We start from the raw sequence: 21,460 nt of genomic DNA on the forward strand, positions 1-21,460 counted from the left end.
ACACGTACATGTGCCGTGAGAAACGCAATGGTATTATCGGATAACCGTATGTATGGGGTAAAGAAAGATACTAATTTTTACACGAAGACGCCATGCGTTTGCCGGGAAAAATCCGCGCATGAAAAATGTCAAAGCAACAACTATATTGTGGCGATTGAATTTATGCGGGAAGCAATATGTGTACAGTTGTGCCGTTGGCGTGGCTGTTGAGGGTAATGGATCCCTTCAGGCGTCGCACCACTTCTTTGGCAATGTAGAGGCCGAGGCCGGCGCCTTTGGAAAGATGGGAACCGCGGTAGAACATGTCGAAGATCTTGTCTTTTACAAAATCATCAATACCGGTACCGTTGTCGCAAAAATCGATTGCCAGATATTTGCCTTGAAGCGTCAGCGTAATTTGCAGCGAGCTGGCTTCGCCCGTGGTACGCCGGAAAGTAATGGCGTTGGACGCCAGGCACCGGAATAGTGTTCGTAGTTTGGGTTGATCGGAGAGGATGCTGTATCCTGCCGGCAATGTGGACTGAATTTGGATCTTCATAGAACGGTATCCTTCCAGGTGCGACAGTCCTTCGATGGCGTCGCGTAAGAGCAGGGGGACTTCGATCTCTGTGGATTGGACGTCCGAGACCATGACCTCGGCAAATGCGTTGAGCGAGCCCAGGACGCCGTCGATGGCCAAAATCTGTTGGTCAATGCGTTGCAGGAAGTCGGGTACGACGCGCTGCTCATTGTCAATGCGCATCAAGTGTATCAGGCCAGCGATGCTGGTAACAGGACCGCGCAGGTTGTGGGAGAGCCGGTAGATGATCTGGTCGAGCTCGAAGTTTCGTTGCTTTAGCTCGAAGACGACCGCGTCGAGATATTGATTGCGTTTATTCAACTCATCGACGATGGCGTCGAGCTCTTCCTTTTGTGATTCGAGCTCTTCCTTTTGTACAGCCAGCTCTTGCAGTTGTTCGTTTACCTCGTGCGTGCGATCACGAATGGTGTGATCGAGGGTTAGGTTCAGCTCGCTTAGCACCTGGTTTTGATTGGTAACGGTTTGGTGGATCTCATTGATCTTGTCGAAGTAGTCTTGTATGACCTTCTGCAGTTGGAGCATGGCCATCAGAACCAATCCGCCGGCGGCGACCAGCAGCAGCATTGTCATGCTGGTGGATTGTACGTGGAGGGCATCCGTTTTCAGCACCGCACGGTTGGCGGCAATAAAATAGACAATGTAAAAAGCATTCGCCCCAAGAATAAAGAGTACCGGTACAGCCCGCCGGCTTGGGACAAACAATACCGAGACGCAGGCGGCACCGGCGACGGTCAGTCCCCAACCCACGTGCAGGTGGTAAAAATATATAGTGGCCAGTACCACACAGTAGACGGCCGCTACCAGATAGCGCGACACGTGGTATAGCCAGCGGTGATTAAGCCAAAGCGCGATAGAAAGTATGCACAGAATTAAAATAGAGGTGAGGGCAGAAAACATGTCCAACAGGACAAACAAAAAGCAATAGGTTCCCCACAGGGCGATGTTGCTAATACATAAGATTCTATGGAATGCGTGGCCGGCTTTTTCTTCGAAGTCGTTTGGCATGGGTGCGTTTTCTTCCATCCGCTCCATGAAGATGTTGACTTGATTCCGGACCAGGTTCCGGAGGGATACGATTCGCTGCATGATCATTCGCCTCATCCATCTGCTTCGCCGTACCAAGAATCAATCTGTAGGCCAGAGAGGTATAATTTATCGTTAAAATACGGTATTTCACGATAGGTAGGAAGCATGCCAGTTCAAAAAATCGGCAATTTCCTGCGTATTCTCACCACGGGACAATAATTCCGGAATTGGTAAAATTCTGACAGGCGCGGTTACATGTGGAGGCGCATCCAGCGCTCGATAAAAACACCCTGGTGCGGATGGATCAGGTTCATAGCTTCGTCGAACTTCATCCAGGCGGCACGATCGATTTCGGGGATGTAAACGATCTTGCCAGTGCGGGGTGGCCACTCGATCGGGATTTCATTGGAGACCACGCCTTGCGCCGGATCCCACTCGCCAGCGAACGCCCAGGCGTGAATAACCTTACCGCTCTTGTATGTCACGGAACCCAGCGGTGTATAGGGCGGAGTGGGCGTGATACCTGTTTCTTCTTCAAACTCCCGTTGGGCCGTAATCAAGAGGTCTTCGTCCGGCTCGGGTAAACCTTTCGGTAAACTCCAGACACCTTCGTTTTTGTTTTTATAAAAAGGCCCACCAGGATGCACCAGGAAAAACTCCGGTACCTTTTTTTGAAGTCGATACATGAGCAGGCCGGCGGATAATTTCATTGTCATTCAAGATAATGTGGAAAATCTTCGTCACGGGCGTCCCCGGGCTTATTTCGGAGGCCGGTATAGTTTTTGGCTCTCTCTATGTAATAAAACCGTATGCCCATGAAAACGAAAGACGCAAAAACGAAGAAATCGACAAAGCAAACACCTGCTGCCCTCACGAAAGACAAACCGGCGCATCAAAATCCCCAGAAGACACAGGCCAATGACGGCACACCCGATCAAACCCCCGAGCCACCGCAAATGATGCACCCGCTGTCGTCCGAGGAACGCGAGCGAAAGAAGGACAAACGCTAATAGTCCGTTGTCGGCAACGTCGTGTTTTATAGGAACGAACACCCTTCTTATAGTAAAAACCACGTAAATTCATTTCGGAGTAACACTTTTGTGCGCCTGGCGTACATAGTCTGGTCTAACCGAATGTTTTTACAATGATCCCTCCTGCTTCTTCTCTACGCGCTGAAAAGCGCTTGATCGTCATCCTGGCGGCCGCCTGTTTTTTGTTGCACCTGGCTGTAAACCTGGCCGGTGGGTATGCCCTCTTCCGCGACGAGCTTTATTACCTGGCCTGCAGCGATAATCTCGCGTGGGGTTACGTAGACCACCCACCCTTCTCCTTATTTGTATTAAAGTTGGTCCGCATGGTCGCGGGCGACAGCCTGGTGGCCGTGCGCATGGTACCAGCGCTGGCACATGCCGGCACCGTGGCCCTGGTAGGTCTGATCGTGTGCGAGCTGGGCGGCCGGAGGTTTGCTGTGTTTATGGCCTGTCTGGCTGTAACGGTCTCGATCATCCACTTGGCCATGGGTGGATATTATTCCATGAACGGCCTGGACATCGTGCTGTGGTCAGCAGCCCTGTATGTTTTGTTGATCTTGTATCGCACGGGTAACCATTACTATTGGCTACTGCTCGGAGCGCTGCTGGGCATCGGTCTCTTGAATAAGATCAGTGTATTGTTCTTCGGGGCGGGAATCTTTGTCAGCCTGGTGATTGCACAGCGGCGATGGCTTACGACGCCGTGGCCTTATATCGCCGGAGCGATCGCACTGCTGGTGTTTACGCCCTATATTCTCTGGAACTGGCAGCACGATCTGGCGCACCTCGAATTTATACGCGAGGCAAATGCCGGCAAGTATAGCACCCGCACCCGCTGGGATTTTATCCACGAGCAGTTGATTTTACTCAATCCCTTCAATATACCCTTGTGGGCCGCCGGGCTGGTGGCGCTGTTTACGTATAAGCCCTTGCAGCCCTATCGATGGCTCGGCTGGATGTTTATGACGGTTTTCCTGATCTTATTCATTAATGGCACCTCCAAGGGAGAATACATGACACCGGCCTATGGCTGCTTGTTTGCCGCAGGGGCCGTGTGGTGTGAACAGCGTTTGGTACGAAGGAGCTTTTATTGGATACGATATGCCTATGCCACGGTGGTGATCGCAGGCACGTTGTTGGTGCTGCCTTCGGTATTGCCCATCCTGCCTGTGACGGATTATGTGGCCTATGCAGAAGCCGTTGGTCTCAAGCCTACGTCAAATGAAAATAAGGAACTGTCGGAGTTGCCGCAGTTTTACGCAGACATGTTTGGCTGGCAAGAGAAAGCCGACGCCGTGGCGAAAGCCTACCAGTCGTTGAGTCCTGAAGACCAGGCCCGCTGTGCTATTATTTCTGACAACTACGGGCGGTGCGGTGCCATTGACTATTACGGTCGTGCGTATGGTTTGCCCAAGTCCATTGGCACGCACAATAACTATTGGATCTGGGGGCCGCGAAACCATACGGGGGAGGTTATGATCATTCTGGGGGGGAGACTGAAAGACCATGCCGAATATTTCGAATCGTGTGAGAAGGTAGGCGTGGCGACGTGCCAATATTGTATGCCATATGAAAACAACGTCGGTGTCTATGTAGGCCGGAAACTCAAAAAACCGCTGGCGGAAATATGGGATAGCCTTAAGCACTATGATTAACGGGTGTTAAAATTATCATGCGGGTGGTTTGTGACTGTCGGGAAGGAGGAGCATTATGTATATATAACTAAATCAATATACGTATGGCTGAAATAAACTCTTCCGCTTCTGGTAGCCAAGGCTCTGGTAGGACACGACGTCTGCGTGTGTCGACACGCGTTGATATGACACCGATGGTTGATCTGGCATTTCTGCTACTCACATTCTTTATGCTGACGACAGAATTGAGCAAACAATATGTCATGCCTTTAACCATGCCCGCGAAACCTGATAATGATGAGCAAGTACCCTTGATCAATGGCAAGCGGGTATTGTCGGTCGTTTTAGGGCCGCACGACAAGGTGCATTGGTATATGGGCGAAGAAGGTATGCCCACTGTTACCAGCATGCGGAACATACGCAAAGTGCTGCTGGAAAAGCGATCGCAGGTCGATAGCCTCTATGTTATGATCAAACCGTCTGACAAATCGCGCTATCAAAACATGGTGGATATTCTCGATGAGATGGCTATTACGGATATAAAGTGGTTCTCGCTGGTAACAATCACGGATTACGACAAAACGGTATTAGCCGATGCATCCGTGGGACAGGCGTCCACAACTGGCCGGCAGCCTTAGTCGTTGGTGTGTAAAAAAATCCCCTGCGATGCGGGGAAACCAGCATGATTAGCGGCATTTGGGGGGTGCGCGTTAGCGGCACACGGATTGTATTCCACACATTAAGAATATAACCTACTGCTATGATAACGATTCAGCGCACCCTCGTCATCCTCATCGGAGGCATCCTGCTGGTCGTGGCAGGTTGGTGTGGTCTCCAGGTCTACCAATTATCCAACACCCGGGCGGCCATCAAAAAAGATTACAGCGTCCTCAATAACATTACGTACGGGCTACTTTCCGTAAACGCCTGGCGCGACCACATGGTGCGCGTCGTGACGAACCGGATCGACGATTTCGAATTTACACCCGAACAGGAAGCTGCCCTCAAACACGAAGTCTCACAAGTATTGCACGCAGTGATCAATAAGGCTGACAGCATGATTGATCGCAAGCAGCGAACGGTAGGAGGTAAGATCAAAAAGTTCGCAGTAAGGGCATTGGTGAATGAGACTAAGTTGCATGACCGTGTGCCCGAGTTTGCCCAGACCATTGTCAACGAAGTAAAGAAACCCAAGAATCGTGAGAAGCTGAAATACCTGGCGCAAAGCAAGCTGGAGGAGTTTGGTACCATTACCTACGACAGTATGAACGACATTCATCGCGTCGAGGTTATCCTGCAAAAGTATGGTACGGCAGATGTCGTGTCGTTTAATAAAACGGCAGAGGCACGTCTGGCCGGCTTGCAGGACCGCACGTATTTCTTTACATATGCGATCGTGGGTATTTTAGTGCTCTTCCTGGTGATGTGGCTGATACTCCGAAACCGTCAGCCGGTGCACACGCCCTTCTTTATAGTCTCTGTGTTGATGGCGCTGTTGGTACTATGCGTTGGGCTGACGACGCCGATGATCGAGATCGATGCACGGATCAAAGAGATGAGCTTTCAGTTGATTGGTGAGCCTATATCCTTTCACGACCAGGTCATTTTCTTCCAGAGCAAAAGTATTGTAGATGTAGTGCGTATCTTGTTGGAGACTGGTAAGTTCGACTCGGCAGTCGTAGGGCTTCTGATCCTGATTTTTAGTATAGTTTTTCCGATTGGTAAGTTGCTGGCGACAAAAATTTACCTTTTGGGAAATCAACGTTGGCGCGACAACAAGGTTATACAGTTTTTTGCTTTTAAGGCTGGCAAATGGAGTATGGCGGATGTGAACGTGGTGGCGATCTTTATGGCCTACATCGGGTTTAAAGGAATATTGGACAGTCAACTGGCGCACCTGAACATGAAAACAGATTCCCTGGCAAGCATTTCTACTAACGAGACATCGCTGCAGCCTGGTTTTATATTGTTCGTATCGTTTGTATTGTTCGGATTAATCTTGTCGGTGATTCTACAGCGCATTACCTTACCGGAGGTAGAGCGCGCTGCGTTAGCGAAACAGCGTAGCGAGCGATCATCGTGGCGTCGATTGGTTTCGCCGGCCTCTCGGTACTTTCATTCTTAATACCGCGCTTCGATGCCGAATACACCATGAAAGTGGTCTTCCAATGAATTCGTCTGACGTTTTGGAAAACCTGGTTCTTCCTGCGTGATCCAGAAGACATCTGTGCCGGTGGCCTTTGTGATGATCAACGTATTTTCTTCCGTATAAGCCCGTACAGACCGCGCCCCTTCGTTTAGGTGGCTGATTGTTTCCTCGATTAAGTCAAGTGATTGTTGTTCCATGGGCCAAAGATAGGGAAAACGGCTTATCTTTTTGGTTGCTGGTGTCGGCACACCGGCAAGGTGCGGTTTTGCTGGATTTTTGCGATATTACCGGCCTTATTGTTATGACAACGCATCGAAAGTTAACAGCCGCTCTACTCGCCCACGAGCTCGATTTTAGCACCGCGCGGAGCGGTGGCCCCGGCGGGCAGAATGTGAACAAGGTGAACACCAAAGTGATCCTCAAGTTTGATGTAGCGCGGTCGCAGGTGCTCACAGACGAAGAGCGCGACATCATCACACAAAAGCTGAGTGCTTCGATGACGAACGAAGGGGTGCTGATGGTGGTGGCACAGGAAAGTCGGTCACAGCTGACCAACAAGGAAACGGCTATTGAGAAGCTCGAAAAAATGTTAGCCAAGGCGTTTGTAAAGAAAAAAGCGCGAAAGGCGACCAAGCCCACGAAAGGAGCAGTGCAAGAGCGGATAAAGGGAAAAAAGCAGCGCTCGGAGAAAAAGAAATGGCGTCAAAGCCCAACGGACTAATGAAAACGAAAGAATGCCCTTCTTGTGCGATGGACATTGACGCCCGTGCTAAAGTTTGTCCGATCTGTCAATATGAATTTGCTGAGCCTAGTAGCGGTATGCGTGCAGCCGTAATACTGCTGGCAATTATTTTGCTATTGCTTTCGCTCTTCTCCTGGTGGAGACTCTAGCGGGATCTTAAATTCCAAATGATATGCCGGCGGTTATACCGATGGCCTGGTTAATAGTAGAGGTGTTACTGGCTTTTGATATGTCGGTTAGACCGTGGGTATAACGCGCATCGATGAGAATGCGTGTACCCGGTGAGCATTCATAGTTGAACCCCAGCCCGGCCGTAACGCCAAAGTCAAACGTATTGTAGAAATCACCATAGTCGTCCAGCTTTTCATAATCGCCATCACCTATTTTGTTTCGCACCCCGGTTAGGAAACCAAACGACGGACCTGCAAATAAGTTGGGGCGGAAGGCGCCGTCGCGGTTAAAAAACAAGCGGACGATGACGGGGACCTCGATATAATTTAAGGTTTGTTTGACATCGCCATCGTCATCCTGCGCACCCTTTTGTGAGAAGAGCACCTTGCCTGTAAAGGCGTGTGTATTGCGAATGCTATAGGTAAGAAAGCCACCGCCGAGGATGCCGGTCTTAAATTTGGAATCACTGCCGTCGTCGCCATATTTGGCCAGGTTGATGCCTAATTCCGGACCGACACTCCAAACTTTGTCATCTTCCTGTGCTGAAACTTGCTGTGGTAATATGACCGCGCCAATAAAAGCCATCGCAGACATTAAAATTGTGATGATATTCTTTTTCATAGTTCTCGTTGTTTGAAAAGGAGTAGGGAAATAATTGGTCCCGTCGCAAAAATGGCTTGCTACTGCACGTTTTGGAGGAATCTGCTCTACAAGACAGTGCTGATAGGTATGATAACGTGTCGTGGTGACACTGTTTCGCGCATTGATCCGGGGGGTGGTAGTATCATTGCCAGCGCTTATATTTGCGGGCAAAAAATGATTTGCCCATGAGGCTCGGACAATTGGCCAGAAAGCTTTCAGTAAGCCCTGCAGAAGTTACGGCGTTACTTGCCAGTAAGAATATTCAGATAGAAGAAGGTATTAATACGCGGTTGACGGATGAGCAGTTAACATCGGTCTTGCAACACTATGGTAAAGCGCTGTCAACGGTAACGTTAGCGGAAGAGCATGCTATAGAAGAAGGTATCGTGACAAAGCCAGAGGAACAGACCGATATCATCGCGCAAAAGCCCGTGCAGGAAGCCTCACTATCCATGACGGAACAAGCTGTAGATCAGGTAGTCATATCCGAATCGGCGGAGCAGCAAGCAGGGGTGGATACAACGCCTGAAGCAGGTGTGTCGGCGGACGAGAGCCCCACGTTGATCAAAGCACCCAAAGTAGAATTGAGTGGATTACGAATCTTAGGTAAGATCGAATTGCCCCAGCCAAAAAAGAAAGAAGTTTCAGAAAAGCAGGAAGGGGAAGCGGGTACAGAAAAACTGGAGTCGCCAGTACAAAAAGATCGACGCCAGTCGATACGAGAGGATCGTGGTAGTGGCCGAAGGCAGCCGCGGAACCGTGAAGGGGAGCGCCCTCGAAAAAATCCGGTGGCGGCACAACGGGAGCGTGAAGCACGCGAGGCGGAAGAGAACCGACAGGAGCTTGCACGTCAGGAAAAAGAACGTCGTACACAGTATTACCAACAACGTGTGAAGGCGTCCGTACCGACAAAACCGGCCCGTCTTTTTAATGAGGAGGTAACGGATATGAGAAACGACCAGAGGCCGGTTCCGAAAGGTTGGTTCGGTAGACTTCTGCGGTGGTTTAAGTCATAAACTGTCAGGATGGTATAATTTTTTACGGGGATCTGTTAGCGACTCTCTAAATGCTCCCCGCGTATGACTTACGAGATCAAAAGCAATATGATGCTATTCGAGATGGACCGCACGGCAATTGCAGACATTGCCGTTGGTGACACTCTTCACGCCCAGGACCTGCCTGATGCAGAATATACCTGGACATTGCACGATAGTCAGTTTCTGGAAAGCAATCCTGATGCACGTCTGTTTCTAAAGGTTCAGAAACTTCCCAACAAACAGCATAAAGGAATGGGTGTCATGATCATTCCCGAATAGACCCAAATCACTTGTTCACAGGATATAAACGATTCAATACCGGTAGGCACCTGTTATTATTATAGCGTATACGCCCTTCGATTACTGTTGTCGAGTGGCCGGCCAATAATGCTGGCGGGAGGGGGACCACCGACAGCTCTTCGATCTTAGCCTGGTTATGTGAGACGGTCGCCGGCCATATACCGTAAGGTATTCGGAGCAGGCCATATTAGTATAAAGAGTTGTATTTTCGGGGTTTTCCCGGAGTTCAGAGTTCTTTTTGACTTGCCTTTCGGCTAAAAACCAAAAAATTACCTTCGTCATCCCCGTTCAATGTGCTCATGGGGTGTGTTGACAGAGGGCTCGTCTTTTTTAATGAGGTAGTCACAATACAAATAGTAGCGGACTTAGTAGGGGGCGGGGCCTGCAGCTTTTGTATCCCCGCAATATCGATGAGGTTTTGTGTTGCGTCTATAGAATTATCCCATTATATACACTCGCGTGGGGCCGATACCGTGCCAAAGGATCGCTGAATATACCTGCTTTTTCAGGTATTATGTGCAAAGAATATCGCGTATTGTGGGGCGTGGGCCTCACTGTCCGCCGCGCCAGCGGCGTGACGATTTTTTACATTATGTAATAACGAGTATTACGTTATACTGCTTTTAAACAAAATAAGATGCTGTATGTTTAGATAAACAGCAAATCGAGTCATGGAAATTATCAACGATCTATTGTCAAAGTTTCGCCTAGCAGAACTGAGGCGTAAGCGTAAACATGTCATCTTGTTTTTGGTAACGTGTGCTATATCCACGCTCATTACATTATGCCTGGTAGTATTGTTGCTCTGTAATGTTCTGTGAGACCTGCTGCGTTAGGATTGGTGGAGCGTGACAGAGACTGTTTCAGCAATAGGAGGGGTGAAATTAAGGTAATAGTTCCTCAAACAACAGAAAAAGTAAAAATATAGGGTAAAAAAAATCCCCGGTAACAGGTATAGACCATGCTCACCGGGGAAATTACTATTGCGTATAACTATTACTTTGCTTTTTTGGCTGTTTTCTTAACAGCTTTCTTTGCCGTTTTCTTGGCAGCTTTCTTCACACGCAGAGAAATGGTGTTGTCAAAAGCGATTTTCCGCAGCGAACCAAGCGTACGGCCCACTTTCTTGGCGATCGAGACAGAAGGAGTACCTTCCTTCACCAGCCTTTTGATATCGGCCAATTCTTTTTTGGTAATCAACTTACCATGGTTTTCCGGAGTTTTTTTCTTTGCCATCTTTATAATTGTTTTTTTACTACTGTTTATAGGCACTTGCCTATAAATTTGTTACAAGTATACACAATATAATTTAAAATGGAACACCGTTCATCAGATACAGTGCAATTTTATACGGTGAGCTGCCTTTATCACCATGATTAAGGTATGCGCGGCGATGTAGGTATGGGTACATATCACGATCGATCCGACCTTCCCCAGGTATAGTATGTCGGCCAATTATAGTAATACAGATCCCGTTGATAAGTGTGATAACACACGCATAATGCAAGGTATGGAACCCATCAGATGTACTCTTAACATACAGTGCTTCTGTTATATACACGCGGCGCGGAGCATAGGGATTGGCCGCCGGAAGGTCGTCCTGACTAACTATACACGTATCTCCCCCATATAGCCACCGCCTTACGGCGTGGCCAGACGGCGGCAACCTGCCCACGCCGTTGGACCTAACAAGGATTTGGTAATGGGGAAATTCCCGTTCCCTATACAGTACGCGCAGCGCCGATGCGGTACCGTTTATATAAAAAAAAGCAGGTGGCACGCGTGCCACCTGCTTTTTATGAGAACGTTTGCTGAAAATTATTTCAGACCGTACAATTCTATGTGAGCTTTTTCGTCTTTACGGTTTGGCAGGGTCTTATAAGTAAACTCTACCTTTTTAATATCTTCCGCGGCGTGGTCGAGGTCGATTACGCGGGTCTCTGCGCCGCTCTTCAGCTCGCTACGCACAGAAATTTCCTCCGACGCACCGTTTTCATAGAACACCCGTACGTTCTCGATATTGATGGGGGCGTCGGTTACTTTCAGCTTCAAGGACTTGAACTTGTCGTTGCCAATGACAACGATCGATTCATTCTCCATTTTAAAGCTGGCCTTTACCTCACCGATCTTGTGCCATCCGGGCTTGGCGCTGGTTACTACACCGGGGGATTGAGCAAAGGTAAAATTCACGAGTGCCATAAATAGCACGACGAGTATTACTGCTGACTTTTTCATTGTGGTTTTTGTTTTGTTTTAACAGTTGTTTTTTGTGATTACTATAAAAAAAGTATGCCACCCGAACAACGGATGGCATCGTCAGTAATGCTGTTGGAGCCGTGAAAAATGGGGATATTCGGGGGCAGGGTGTGGCTATAGTATTATACGCGTGGACGCCTAGCTCTCGGTATTTTTCTCCATGCGTGCGATGATCTTGTTAACCTCGCTTTCGGTGGCTTTGAGCCGCTTCTGGCACAGGGTAATAAGGTCGGATGCACGCTTTACTTTTTCGGCCAGTACATCTACTGATACCGTTTCATGTTCGATCTCCTGCGCGATTTGTTCCAGCTCGCGGTAAGCTTCTTCATAGGTCATTGTTAGCTCCATCGTGGGGTATTTTGTCGGTTACGGTTGTTTTCAGAATATCATCTTTCAAAAGTATTTCCAGCCTATCGCCGGGTTGTATAGCGCTGGTGTCGCCAGTCAGGCGGCCCTGATGCCGGACCAACGCAAAGCCGCGCTGCAAGGTGCTGGCCGGGGACATTAATTTCATAAAGGTCGTGAGGTGTTGCAGGTGCCGTTGCTGGTTGCGCATATAGGTCGTGGCGGCGACTCGGGCGGTACTGGCCAGGTGTTCCAGCGACTGGCCGTGCCGTGCTACTGCACCCTGTAAACGAGCCGAGACCTGCGCAGCCAATCCGGCTACTGCTACATGCTGGGCATACACTATCCGTTGGGCATGGTGAACTGTTTGGCTGCGGAGTGCCTGCACCGCCTCCTTGTGCGCGTCGAGCACTTGCTGACTGCTATACGAGATTTCTCGCTGCAAGCTGGTTAATGCCTGCTGCTGTCCCGCGAATAGTTGTTGCGCGCGGATAACAATGATCTGTCGCAGTGACAAAAGCGACTCTTCAAACGCCCGGTTGTGTGCGACGATGAACTCGGCTGCCTTGGTGGGGGTACGAGTAGGGGAGTGCGCCATCAAATCGGCAATGGAGGTATTTCGATGGTGACCAATGCCGGTAATGATGGGTATAGGAAACTTGGCGATGGCCTGCCCCACCAGGTAGTGATCAAACATCAACAAGTCGGTCTGCGAGCCGCCGCCGCGTGTAATGATGACGGCATCGTAGGCAATGCCGGACAGAAAAATGGCGGCCAGCGTGTCGCGTATGGAAGTTGCGTTGGCTTCCCCTTGTACACCGGTTAGATACTCGTCTATGCGGAAGGTATATCCGAAGGCGTTGTCTTCCAACGAATGGCGGAAGTCTTGCAGGCCTGCAGAATTCCGGGCCGAGATCACGGCGAGGGTTTGGAGTACGGGCTTTAAGCCAAGACGGTTATTACGGGTGATATAGGTATCACCGGCTTGTTGGATAAAGCTCGGGTTCTCGGCCACCAGGCGCCGGAGTGTGGCCAGACGCTGCTGCTCAATTTGTCCCATGGTAAAGCCGGGGTCGATTGCATTTACCTGAAGCTGTAGGCCGTACGTAGCGTGATACTCTACGGTGACGTTTACCAGCACGTGGATATTGTTTGTGAAGCGCTGCCCGGTGGTTTGCTCAAACTGTTCGATCTGGCGAGCACCCGGGCCCCAGGCCTTTGCCGAAAATTTCGCGAGTAAATGATTGGATTCGCGGTCTTTTTCTACCAGCTCAAAGTAATGATAGTTCGAAGAGGCTTTAAAGGAATGGCTTGTCACGTCGGCAACAACCCAAAACGAGAGGTTCTGAAATGCAGCACGCAAGGTGTCGCTGATACGCGCGGATAATACTGAAAGTCGTAGCGGTGAAGGAGACTCCATAAAACAAAGGTATGACTTACGCGGAATGGTGCGTAGGGCTGCCAGGCGCGCGATGGGGCATTTTTTATTCCCAAAATAAGTTTAATATTCCTTAGATGGGAAACTGAGTTTAATTCAGGATGAATTCGACGAAAAGTAGAGCATGAAAAATCCACCGATATTTGGAAATAGTGCGTGAAAGGACCTATAAATACGATAAAGTGTCAAAAAAAACCATTTAAAATGGGTAGAACTACGTATTGCGTCTTTGCGAGATAAGATTACATTTTTTCACCGGATACCGGCAAAACCGGATAGATTATTGCGTAATATTGAGGAACCCTCTTTACAACCTTTTCCATTCTCTCCCCTGAAATGCGCGTCTAAGAGGCTCACGATCAAATCACCATGAGCAAGTATCCTCTCTTGATTCTTTGTGCGGTTCTAGCATTTTCTTCGGCCGTATCTTCTGCTTCTGCCACGAACTTCTACACGTATGTCAACGGTGGTAGTAGTGGTAATTGGAATGATCCCAACACCTGGACGACGGACCCTAGCGGAGTAACGCTGGTGGGAAGTGCCGTACCTGCCAGCAGCGATCTGGTCACGATCCTGAACGGCTATACGGTGACACTAACCGGTGACGTTGTAGAAACGGGACTGCGCATCAATATTCAAAACGGTGGCACGCTCGATCTTTCCACGTTCACCCTGGGCGCACCGGTGGCAACGCTTTCCGGCGCGGGTACATTAAAAATCAAATCGGGATATTTCCCCACGGTGACAACCAACAACTTTCAAAATAGCTATGCGGCAGGTGCTACGGTAGAATACTACGATTTTACCGGTGTGCTGCCGGTATCGATCAACTATCCCAACCTGATCTTTACGAACACAACCGGTGCAGGCAACATCATGACGGTGTCCAACGCGGCTGCTTATTTGCTGCGCATCTACGGAAATCTGACGACACGGGCCACCGGAGCGGGCACGCTAACGGTTACGCTGGGCAATCAGGCAACGAACCTAATTCGGGTGTTCCTGAGCGGTAACGCTACGTTTGGCGCCAATACCGTCTTTAATACCGGTCTCTTCAACATTGTTCACCAGTTGAACTTCTCCGGCAGCATGACCAACAACGGTACGGTTAACCTCAGCAACGGTACGCAGTATGCGGCCTCTACAAACGGTGCTGCGACGATGACGTTTACCGGTGCGACCGACAATACGCTGGCCTGTAACGGTGTAACAAATTTCTATACACTGACTGTTAACAAAGGTCTTAACTCGACCAACACCCTGTCGGTTACGTCGACCAATACGGCCAACCTGAATTTTTATTCCAACGGGCAGCTGATCACCCTTACCACGGGCACGTTGCGTCTAGGTGCGAACATCAATATTCCACGGGTGTGGGGCTCGGGCTCCGCCAACTATGACGTGGGGGCGACATCCGTTAGCCCGATGTTGTGGGTGGACGGCGCGACTGTAAATACGAATGGCGCTGCGTTGGTTATTTACGGCAAGTTCCGAATTACGGCGGGTAGCTTCACTTCGATCGGTGGGCAAGGCGCAGTAATTCGTGAAGAAGGACAGTATATTATTGAAGGGGGTACGTTTACGACGGAGAAATTCAGGCCTTCCACTACCGCGACAACGCACCGCGGTACCTTTATTATGTCGGGTGGTACCTTCAATGCCAGTGGTACATCCAGTTCTGATGCGCGGTATGCCCGCTTTTCGTTGCCCTTTCCCGATCAGGTATTTATCATGTCGGGTGGCGTGATCAACGTCAGCAATCCCGAAGTGGGCGGAACGGCCGGTGATGCCTCCAATGGTGGCATTCACATTGGGTGTAATGCGGCCAACTACAATGTTACCGGGGGTACCTTCAATGCTATTTTGTCGGGTTCGGCGGCATTTTTTGATATCGCGTCCGTGGCACCTTTTTGGAACCTGAACATCTCCCGCACGGGCGGTACGCCTACTACCGTGCGGCTAAACGGTATCGGAAGCGTGGGGAATACTGTCACCACGGCGCAACCGTTGGTGGTGCTCAATAACCTTACGATCAACGGTACGAACGCGTTTGTATTTCTGGCCAATAACCTGAACGTTACACTGGGCGGAGGCTTTACCATCGGCACGAACGCAACCTATACTCCCGGTACAAATACAACGATCTTTAATGGTTCGGGGGCGCAGGCTTTCTCGAACAGTGGTACCATTACGTCGGGGCTGTACAACATGACGGTCGCCAAGCCGGCAGGTACGTTGACTCTGAGTGGTAGTGTTACCAGCTTTACCGTGAGTCAGACACTGTCGCTGACGGGGGGGGTATTAAACGACGGTGGTAAAACGATTCTGGCCTATGGTTCGGTGAATAACTCGGCGACCCATACAGGTACTGGGAGTATCACGCTGAGCGGTTCGTCAACCCAAACGATCACCGGTAACGGTAGCGGTGTGTTTGGAAACGTTGTCCTCAACAACACTTCTTCACCGGGTGCATCGGCGACAGCCGACTTAACCATTGCCGGTGTCCTGACACTCGCGGGTACAGGCAATAGTATTTTTGATATAGCACATTATCTGTTGTCACTGACGTCTACGTCGGCGACGGCGATTACAACAACGGGCAATGGTTTTAGTAATGTCAAGATGATTCGCACGTTAGGACTGCAGTCTGACCGTGGTGTTAAAAAAACATACTCCAACTTATCGGCCTTTACCTTTGCTTTCGGCTCGGGACCGGACTATACACCGGCCACGATTCAGCTGACGTCGGTACCGACGACTTATGGTACCATTACGGCCCGGCCGGTAACGTCGCGACATCAGTTTGTAGTGGCGTCAAACACCAACAACCTGACCTATTATTGGAAAGTAGTGGGTGAAGGATTTACCGGTACGGTGTCGGCATCGCATACCTACTACTATGTTGACTCAGATGTGGTGCCTGTCGGTGACGATGTAAGCTATGTTCCCGCGCGCTACAACAACACGGCCTGGACGGTGATTAACAACCTCACGCAGGTGGACGAGACGAACAAAATTATCTACTTCACAAATGTTGGGTATATCACGGGCGACTACACGGCCGGTGTGCCAGCTTCTTTTGGAACGGTAAAGATCTTTTATAGTAAGCGCAACGGTGACTATAATAATACCGGTGCAGGCACGACACCCTGGTCGAACGTAAGCCACACAGGCCCTGACGCTACGACTGTGCCCGGTGCCGGTGACCAGGTGTTTATCGGCGACGGTGCTGCGAACAACCACGTTGTCACCATCACGAATAATAATCAGGCTGCCGGGGGATTGGAGATCAACACGGGTAGTACGTTGGACGTCGGGACATCTACCGGCCACAACTTTGGCCGACTGGAGAATGCCGAGATATCGGGCAGCGGTTTGCTTCGTATTTCTTCGGCCACGGCGACGGCGGAATTTCCTGCAGGGGACTTCGGTAACTTCATCCGCTCGGCGGGTGGTACCGTGGAGTATTATACCACCGGCTCGACGAGCTTTACTATTCCGAAAGCGTCGTTGGCACCAACGAACCTGCCTTTGATATCGTATCGAAACCTGATCCTGACGCCCGGCACCGGACAGTTTATTATTATGCCCGACCAGGATATGCGCATGTACAACAACATGACTGTGCAAGGTGTGAGCGCTACTGGTGTGGTACGGCTGAATTCCGCCGCGGCCCGTCTGCTTACGGTAAACGGTAATATTTTTGTGACCACCGGCAATCTGCAGTTTGTAAATGGTACGGCACAGACGGTCTCTACGGATAACAACGTCATCATCGGCACAGGAGCAATTTTCGATGTTGCTGCTTCGGGCGCGGCCGTGACCAACACGCTGACCATTACGCGTAACCTGCAGAACAACGGTGTGTTCGATATGGCCAAAGGTAGCTATAGCTGTAATACAACCTTTACCGGCTCTGCTAACGCAACGATTACGGGTACGGGGGGAACAACGGACTTCAACGTGCTGACAGTCTCTAAAGGCTCGTCGCAGGCTACGTTGCTGGAGGTGAATGCTTCTGCCTTCTCATTGTCGGGTACGCTGCTGCCGTTGGTATTGGAATATGGTACGTTCCGGCTTACCAGTGGTCAGACGGTGACCATTGCGAATGGTGCAGACTTTTCCATTCCCGCGGCAACGCGCCTTTCGGCGAACGGAGGCACGATGCAGCTTACGGGTAATGATGGACACGACATGCTTGTGGCGGGTACGCTGGACGTGCTGGCTGGTGCGGTGAACGTTGGTACAACCAACAACGACAACTCCATTGAATATGCTGCGACCGGGCAGCCGACTATTACCGTGGCGGGCGGCGCCCTCCATGTAAAATCACAAATACGGCGCTCATTTGCCAGCTCACAAGGTGCATTGCAATACAGCCAGAGTGGTGGGGCGGTGGCCATCGGCATTAACAGCGCGGCCACGACAACACGTGGTATCTTCGAAATCCTGAATCAGGGCAGTAACTTTACCATGACGGGTGGTTCGATGGCCATCGAGCGCGCCCTTGCCGGTACGACGATTGCCGAACTCTATTTACAACCTTCCTCCTACACTGTTTCGGGCGGTACCATCGAGATAGGCAAAGATGCCTCCACCCAAACGATTGATATCAATTCGACCATACCGGTATACAACGTAACGGTCACGGGTACCGACAACATAGCCCGGTTAGACTTTAACGAGCTGACCCTGCGGGGCTCTTTATCGATTGAGGCAACCAACGTCTTTAATGCGAATACGCTCGATGTGAGTGTTGCAGGCAACTTTACCAACGCCAATACAACTGTGGGTGGCTATTTGACGGGTGTGGCGACACAGACGACGACACTGAACGGTTCTACAGCCAACCAGTTACTCACCGGTGTCAGCGGCAACGTGACCACTTTCGGCAACCTAACCATACGCAATACATTCACTGGAGGCATCGTTGACTTGCAGCCCAACACGAACTTGCGCGTGAACGGCATGTTGTCGCTGGTGCAGGGTACGTTGGCCGGCAACGCCAACGCAATCACGGCGATGTCGAACGTTTACAATGCGTCGGTGCATACCAGCACAGGCCCCGGTCGTATTTTGCTCGGCGGTAACGCTCAACAGGTGATTTCCGGTAACGGCAGCGGTAAGTTTGGCAGCATTTTCCTCACGAACGCTTCGGGTGCTGTCTTCACGGCTGATCAGGAAGTGACCGGTACGCTGACGCTGTCGAACGGTATCCTAAACATCGCGTCGTACAGACTGTATCTCTCCAACACGAGCCTGACAGCGATCGTGGGGGCAACGTCTGCCAAATATATTGCCACGTCGGGCCGTTTGTCGGATGCCGGCGTGACCAAGGCCTTCGCAGGATCGCTCAGCGGTGCTACCTTTGTATTTCCGATCGGCTCGGGCACTACCAAGTATACGCCGGCTACTTACACGCTTACAACGGGTACTACGGGTGGTAATGTTACCCTGAAGCCGGTCAACAGCAAACCCCCGAGTGCCACGGGGTCAGGGTTGTCGTATCTCTCATACTACTGGAGCATGAGCCATACGATCGTCAACCTGACGTCACTGACACATACATACACATACCTTTTGGAAGATGAGAACGGGACGCCTGCTGACTACCGCGATGCGCGTTTTATAGACGGTGCATGGACCATCGGTGTAACGGCGGGTAATCCTAACATCACGACACGTATTATTACTTTTACGAATACCGATGCGGCCGGCGATTATACTGCCGGTGAGCCGACAGCCTTCGTCAACCCGACCACCTATACCAGCGTTGCGACGGGCAACTGGGAAACGGACGCTGTGTGGGATATTGACCCACCGGGCACGAACCTTGGTCCGCCGCCAGGCTCTTTTGTGATCATCAACAATCTGCACACCGTGACAGTGACTGGTAGCGGTCTGCGACCGGCAACATTGGAAGTACGCGGACGTCTCCACCTGGGTAATACTACAGGACACGACCTCGGTACTGTCAGCACCAGCGGCATCGGTGCTCGTACTATTCAGCTGCAGTCGTCGACATTCCCCACGGGCAACTTCTCGACTTTTGTAGCAGCCGGTGGCGGTACTGTGGACTACAATGGAGCGATGAACCTGCCGGTCACGCAGACTACGTATAATAACCTGGCCTTTACGGGCGCTGGCACGAAGGTGCTGCCCAACGTAGACCTGACGTTAAATGGCGATATGACGATATCGGCCGGTACGGTGAGCAACGCGGCCAACCGTGCCATCACGCTGGTCAGCACGACCGGCGACCTCACCAATAACAGTGTGTTCAACGCAGGCGACGGAGCCATTGTTGTAGGCGGCCACCTGCTTAACAGCGGCGCGGCAGCCGTCTTTACGGCGGGTAACGGTACGGCAGGACTGCGCATCGGTGGTGACTTTACCAACAACACGAATGCGACTTTCACGGCAGGTACTGATAGTGTCGGTGTACGCGGCAACTTTATAAACGCGGCAACCTTTACCGGGGCGACTGGGGCGCTACGGGTTAGCGGTGGGCTGACCAACAGCGGTACACTGACGAGCGGTGCCGGCGTTGTCATCATCAGTGGCGCGTTGAGCAATACGGGCTCCTTTACTACCGGTACAGGTACGGTCACGGTGCGAGGCGCTTTTAACAATAGCAACGGCGGTACGCAATACAGACTTAACAACAGTACGCTGACAGTTTCAGGTGACTTTGGAAACACGAGTGGTGCTACGTTTGACGCAGGCTCGGGTACTGTGTCAGTAGCAGGGAACTGGAACAGTACGGGCACTTTTACCTATAATACAAGCAATGTGATCTTCGCCGGTACCGGCGGACAAGCTATGAGTGGGTCTGCTAACTTCTATAATGCTACGCGCGCCAACGGTGGCACGCTGACCATGAGCAATACCTTCGCGATCAACAACCTGCTGACATTGGCCAGCGGCGTGATCTCCACTGGTACGAACCAGATCAACCTGACCAACACAGCAACACAGCCCGTAGTGGGATATGGCGTAACGTCGTATATCGACGGGCGGTTGGCAATTGCATTTCCAACCACGGCGGGCGCGAGCCGTACGTTTCCCGTCGGACAAGGCACGGTATACCGGCCGGTAATCATCCAGCAAACCGCGGTCGGCACGTCGGGTACGGTGCGCGTGGAGATGATGAATACGCCGCCCGGAGGGACATTCCCCGTGACCATCGAACGGTTGTCGGAAGCACGTTATTTCTCGATCAACCGCTCAGGCGGTACAATCGGCTCGCCAACGGTGGAGATAGGCTTTAATACTAACGGTGCAGCGGATGAGTCAATCGCCACGCCCGGTAACGTGCGGATCGTTCGCGCCACCAGCGCCGGCGGCCCCTGGACGGACGAGGGTGGCTCGGGTGTATATTCACCGGCTTACCCACGCGGATATGCTACTTCCGGCGTGACTACCCTTGCGGCGACCACTTATTTTGCGCTGGGGTATCAGAATGCTGTATTACCCATTCAGCTCATCTCGTTTAAGGCGGTGTTGAACACGGCGCAGGTAGACCTGACGTGGACGACGGCCACCGAGCATAACAACGCTTTCTTCACCATCGAGCGTGCTGACACGGACCTGAAGTTTGATTCCATTGGCTTTGTGCCGGGTGCTGGCGATAGCCAGGAAGCGCTCCACTACGCCACGGTTGACTATACGCCGTTGCGGGGAATATCCTATTACAGACTCAAGCAGACCGACTTTGACGGAACGTCCGCCTATTCTGCCGTATCGAAAGTAGAGAACAATGCCAGTGGCATGCACATCTTCCAGGTATATCCTAACCCGGCTGTATCAGTGACGCCGGTGTGGATCCGCTATACGAATGGTGATGATGTGGAAAGCAATGCTTACCTGACGATTGCTGACGTGGCAGGGCGCAGGGTATATGCGGGATTGGTGGACTTCAAAGACGATGTGGACTTGCACACACTGGGCCTTATACTGGAGCCGGGTGTTTACGTGGTGACGATCATGACGGAAGACTTTCAGGGGACAAAAAAGGTCGTCGTGAAATAGTATTACAGATCGTTCACGCGATATAAGAAGGGGGTATCACTGTATGGTACCCTTTTTCATTTTGTGTTGTTCAGTAAC

General features: G+C 51.0%; 16 protein-coding genes. 8 read left to right on the forward strand and 8 right to left on the reverse strand.

Translation table 11 applies throughout. The annotated features are described in order from the left end of the window. Nucleotides 1-160: 160 nt before the first annotated feature. Together K7P01_RS17955 and K7P01_RS17960 are read right to left on the reverse strand one after the other, a co-directional pair. A complete protein-coding gene (locus tag K7P01_RS17955; RefSeq protein WP_267295559.1) occupies nucleotides 161-1,666 on the reverse strand; it encodes a sensor histidine kinase in 1,506 nt (501 codons plus the stop codon). 191 nt (nucleotides 1,667-1,857) lie between these two features. After that, on the reverse strand, nucleotides 1,858-2,316 hold the full coding sequence (locus K7P01_RS17960; protein WP_267295561.1) for an NUDIX domain-containing protein: 459 nt from the start codon (nucleotides 2,314-2,316) through the stop codon (nucleotides 1,858-1,860). A 105-nt stretch (nucleotides 2,317-2,421) separates the two neighbouring features. Here K7P01_RS17960 and K7P01_RS17965 point away from each other — a divergent pair, with 105 nt between their 5' ends. The 4 genes from K7P01_RS17965 (at nucleotide 2,422) to K7P01_RS17980 (ending at nucleotide 6,396) form a co-directional block, all read left to right on the forward strand. Further along, nucleotides 2,422-2,616: a hypothetical protein gene (locus tag K7P01_RS17965; RefSeq protein ID WP_267295563.1), complete on the forward strand. Its 195-nt coding sequence runs from the start codon at nucleotides 2,422-2,424 to the stop codon at nucleotides 2,614-2,616. A gap of 134 nt (nucleotides 2,617-2,750) precedes the next feature. Beyond that, on the forward strand, nucleotides 2,751-4,292 hold the full coding sequence (locus tag K7P01_RS17970; protein WP_267295565.1) for an ArnT family glycosyltransferase: 1,542 nt from the start codon (nucleotides 2,751-2,753) through the stop codon (nucleotides 4,290-4,292). A gap of 83 nt (nucleotides 4,293-4,375) precedes the next feature. Beyond that, the gene (locus tag K7P01_RS17975; RefSeq protein ID WP_267295567.1) at nucleotides 4,376-4,909 is read left to right on the forward strand and encodes an ExbD/TolR family protein; all 534 of its coding nucleotides are present in this window, start codon (nucleotides 4,376-4,378) and stop codon (nucleotides 4,907-4,909) included. Between the two features lie 122 nt (nucleotides 4,910-5,031). Beyond that, nucleotides 5,032-6,396, forward strand: a complete 1,365-nt coding sequence (locus tag K7P01_RS17980) for a paraquat-inducible protein A (protein WP_267295569.1) — start codon at nucleotides 5,032-5,034, stop codon at nucleotides 6,394-6,396. Here K7P01_RS17980 and K7P01_RS17985 read toward each other — a convergent pair. Further along, nucleotides 6,393-6,617, reverse strand: coding sequence for a hypothetical protein (locus K7P01_RS17985; RefSeq protein WP_254084773.1), 225 nt, complete (start codon nucleotides 6,615-6,617; stop codon nucleotides 6,393-6,395). The genes K7P01_RS17980 and K7P01_RS17985 overlap by 4 nt on opposite strands. Nucleotides 6,618-6,721: 104 nt before the next feature. Between K7P01_RS17985 and arfB the strand changes: the two genes are divergently transcribed. Next, nucleotides 6,722-7,141, forward strand: coding sequence for an alternative ribosome rescue aminoacyl-tRNA hydrolase ArfB (arfB, locus tag K7P01_RS17990; protein WP_267295573.1), 420 nt, complete (start codon nucleotides 6,722-6,724; stop codon nucleotides 7,139-7,141). Between the two features lie 177 nt (nucleotides 7,142-7,318). Here arfB and K7P01_RS17995 read toward each other — a convergent pair whose 3' ends face one another. Continuing rightward, on the reverse strand, nucleotides 7,319-7,954 hold the full coding sequence (locus tag K7P01_RS17995) for a porin family protein (RefSeq protein WP_267295575.1): 636 nt from the start codon (nucleotides 7,952-7,954) through the stop codon (nucleotides 7,319-7,321). 206 nt (nucleotides 7,955-8,160) lie between these two features. Here K7P01_RS17995 and K7P01_RS18000 point away from each other — a divergent pair, with 206 nt between their 5' ends. Both K7P01_RS18000 and K7P01_RS18005 read left to right on the forward strand, forming a co-directional pair. Next, complete coding sequence (locus K7P01_RS18000) at nucleotides 8,161-8,991, forward strand: hypothetical protein (RefSeq protein WP_267295577.1); 831 nt, start codon at nucleotides 8,161-8,163, stop codon at nucleotides 8,989-8,991. 63 nt (nucleotides 8,992-9,054) lie between these two features. Further along, a complete protein-coding gene (locus tag K7P01_RS18005) occupies nucleotides 9,055-9,291 on the forward strand; it encodes a hypothetical protein (protein WP_267295579.1) in 237 nt (78 codons plus the stop codon). Nucleotides 9,292-10,308: 1,017 nt separating this feature from the next. Here the strand turns inward: K7P01_RS18005 and K7P01_RS18010 are convergent. From K7P01_RS18010 to xseA, 4 genes are all read right to left on the reverse strand, one after another. Continuing rightward, entirely contained in the window at nucleotides 10,309-10,548 is a 240-nt protein-coding gene (locus K7P01_RS18010) for a hypothetical protein (protein ID WP_254084779.1), read from the reverse strand. Nucleotides 10,549-11,130: 582 nt separating this feature from the next. Beyond that, nucleotides 11,131-11,547 (reverse strand): DUF2541 family protein, encoded by a 417-nt coding sequence (locus K7P01_RS18015; protein ID WP_254084780.1) that lies wholly within the window; start codon nucleotides 11,545-11,547, stop codon nucleotides 11,131-11,133. A gap of 159 nt (nucleotides 11,548-11,706) precedes the next feature. Continuing rightward, nucleotides 11,707-11,916, reverse strand: a complete 210-nt coding sequence (xseB, locus tag K7P01_RS18020; RefSeq protein ID WP_267295582.1) for an exodeoxyribonuclease VII small subunit — start codon at nucleotides 11,914-11,916, stop codon at nucleotides 11,707-11,709. Next, nucleotides 11,894-13,333 (reverse strand): exodeoxyribonuclease VII large subunit, encoded by a 1,440-nt coding sequence (gene xseA / locus K7P01_RS18025; RefSeq protein ID WP_267295584.1) that lies wholly within the window; start codon nucleotides 13,331-13,333, stop codon nucleotides 11,894-11,896. The genes xseB and xseA overlap by 23 nt, the downstream gene beginning before the upstream one ends. 387 nt (nucleotides 13,334-13,720) lie before the next feature. Between xseA and K7P01_RS18030 the strand changes: the two genes are divergently transcribed. Continuing rightward, nucleotides 13,721-21,382 carry a T9SS type A sorting domain-containing protein gene (locus K7P01_RS18030; protein ID WP_267295586.1) on the forward strand — a complete coding sequence of 2,554 codons (7,662 nt, stop codon included), beginning with the start codon at nucleotides 13,721-13,723 and terminating at the stop codon, nucleotides 21,380-21,382. Nucleotides 21,383-21,460: the final 78 nt, after the last annotated feature.

Source organism: Parachryseolinea silvisoli, from assembly GCF_021190955.1.
In the GTDB taxonomy this organism is placed as follows: domain Bacteria; phylum Bacteroidota; class Bacteroidia; order Cytophagales; family Cyclobacteriaceae; genus Ohtaekwangia; species Ohtaekwangia silvisoli.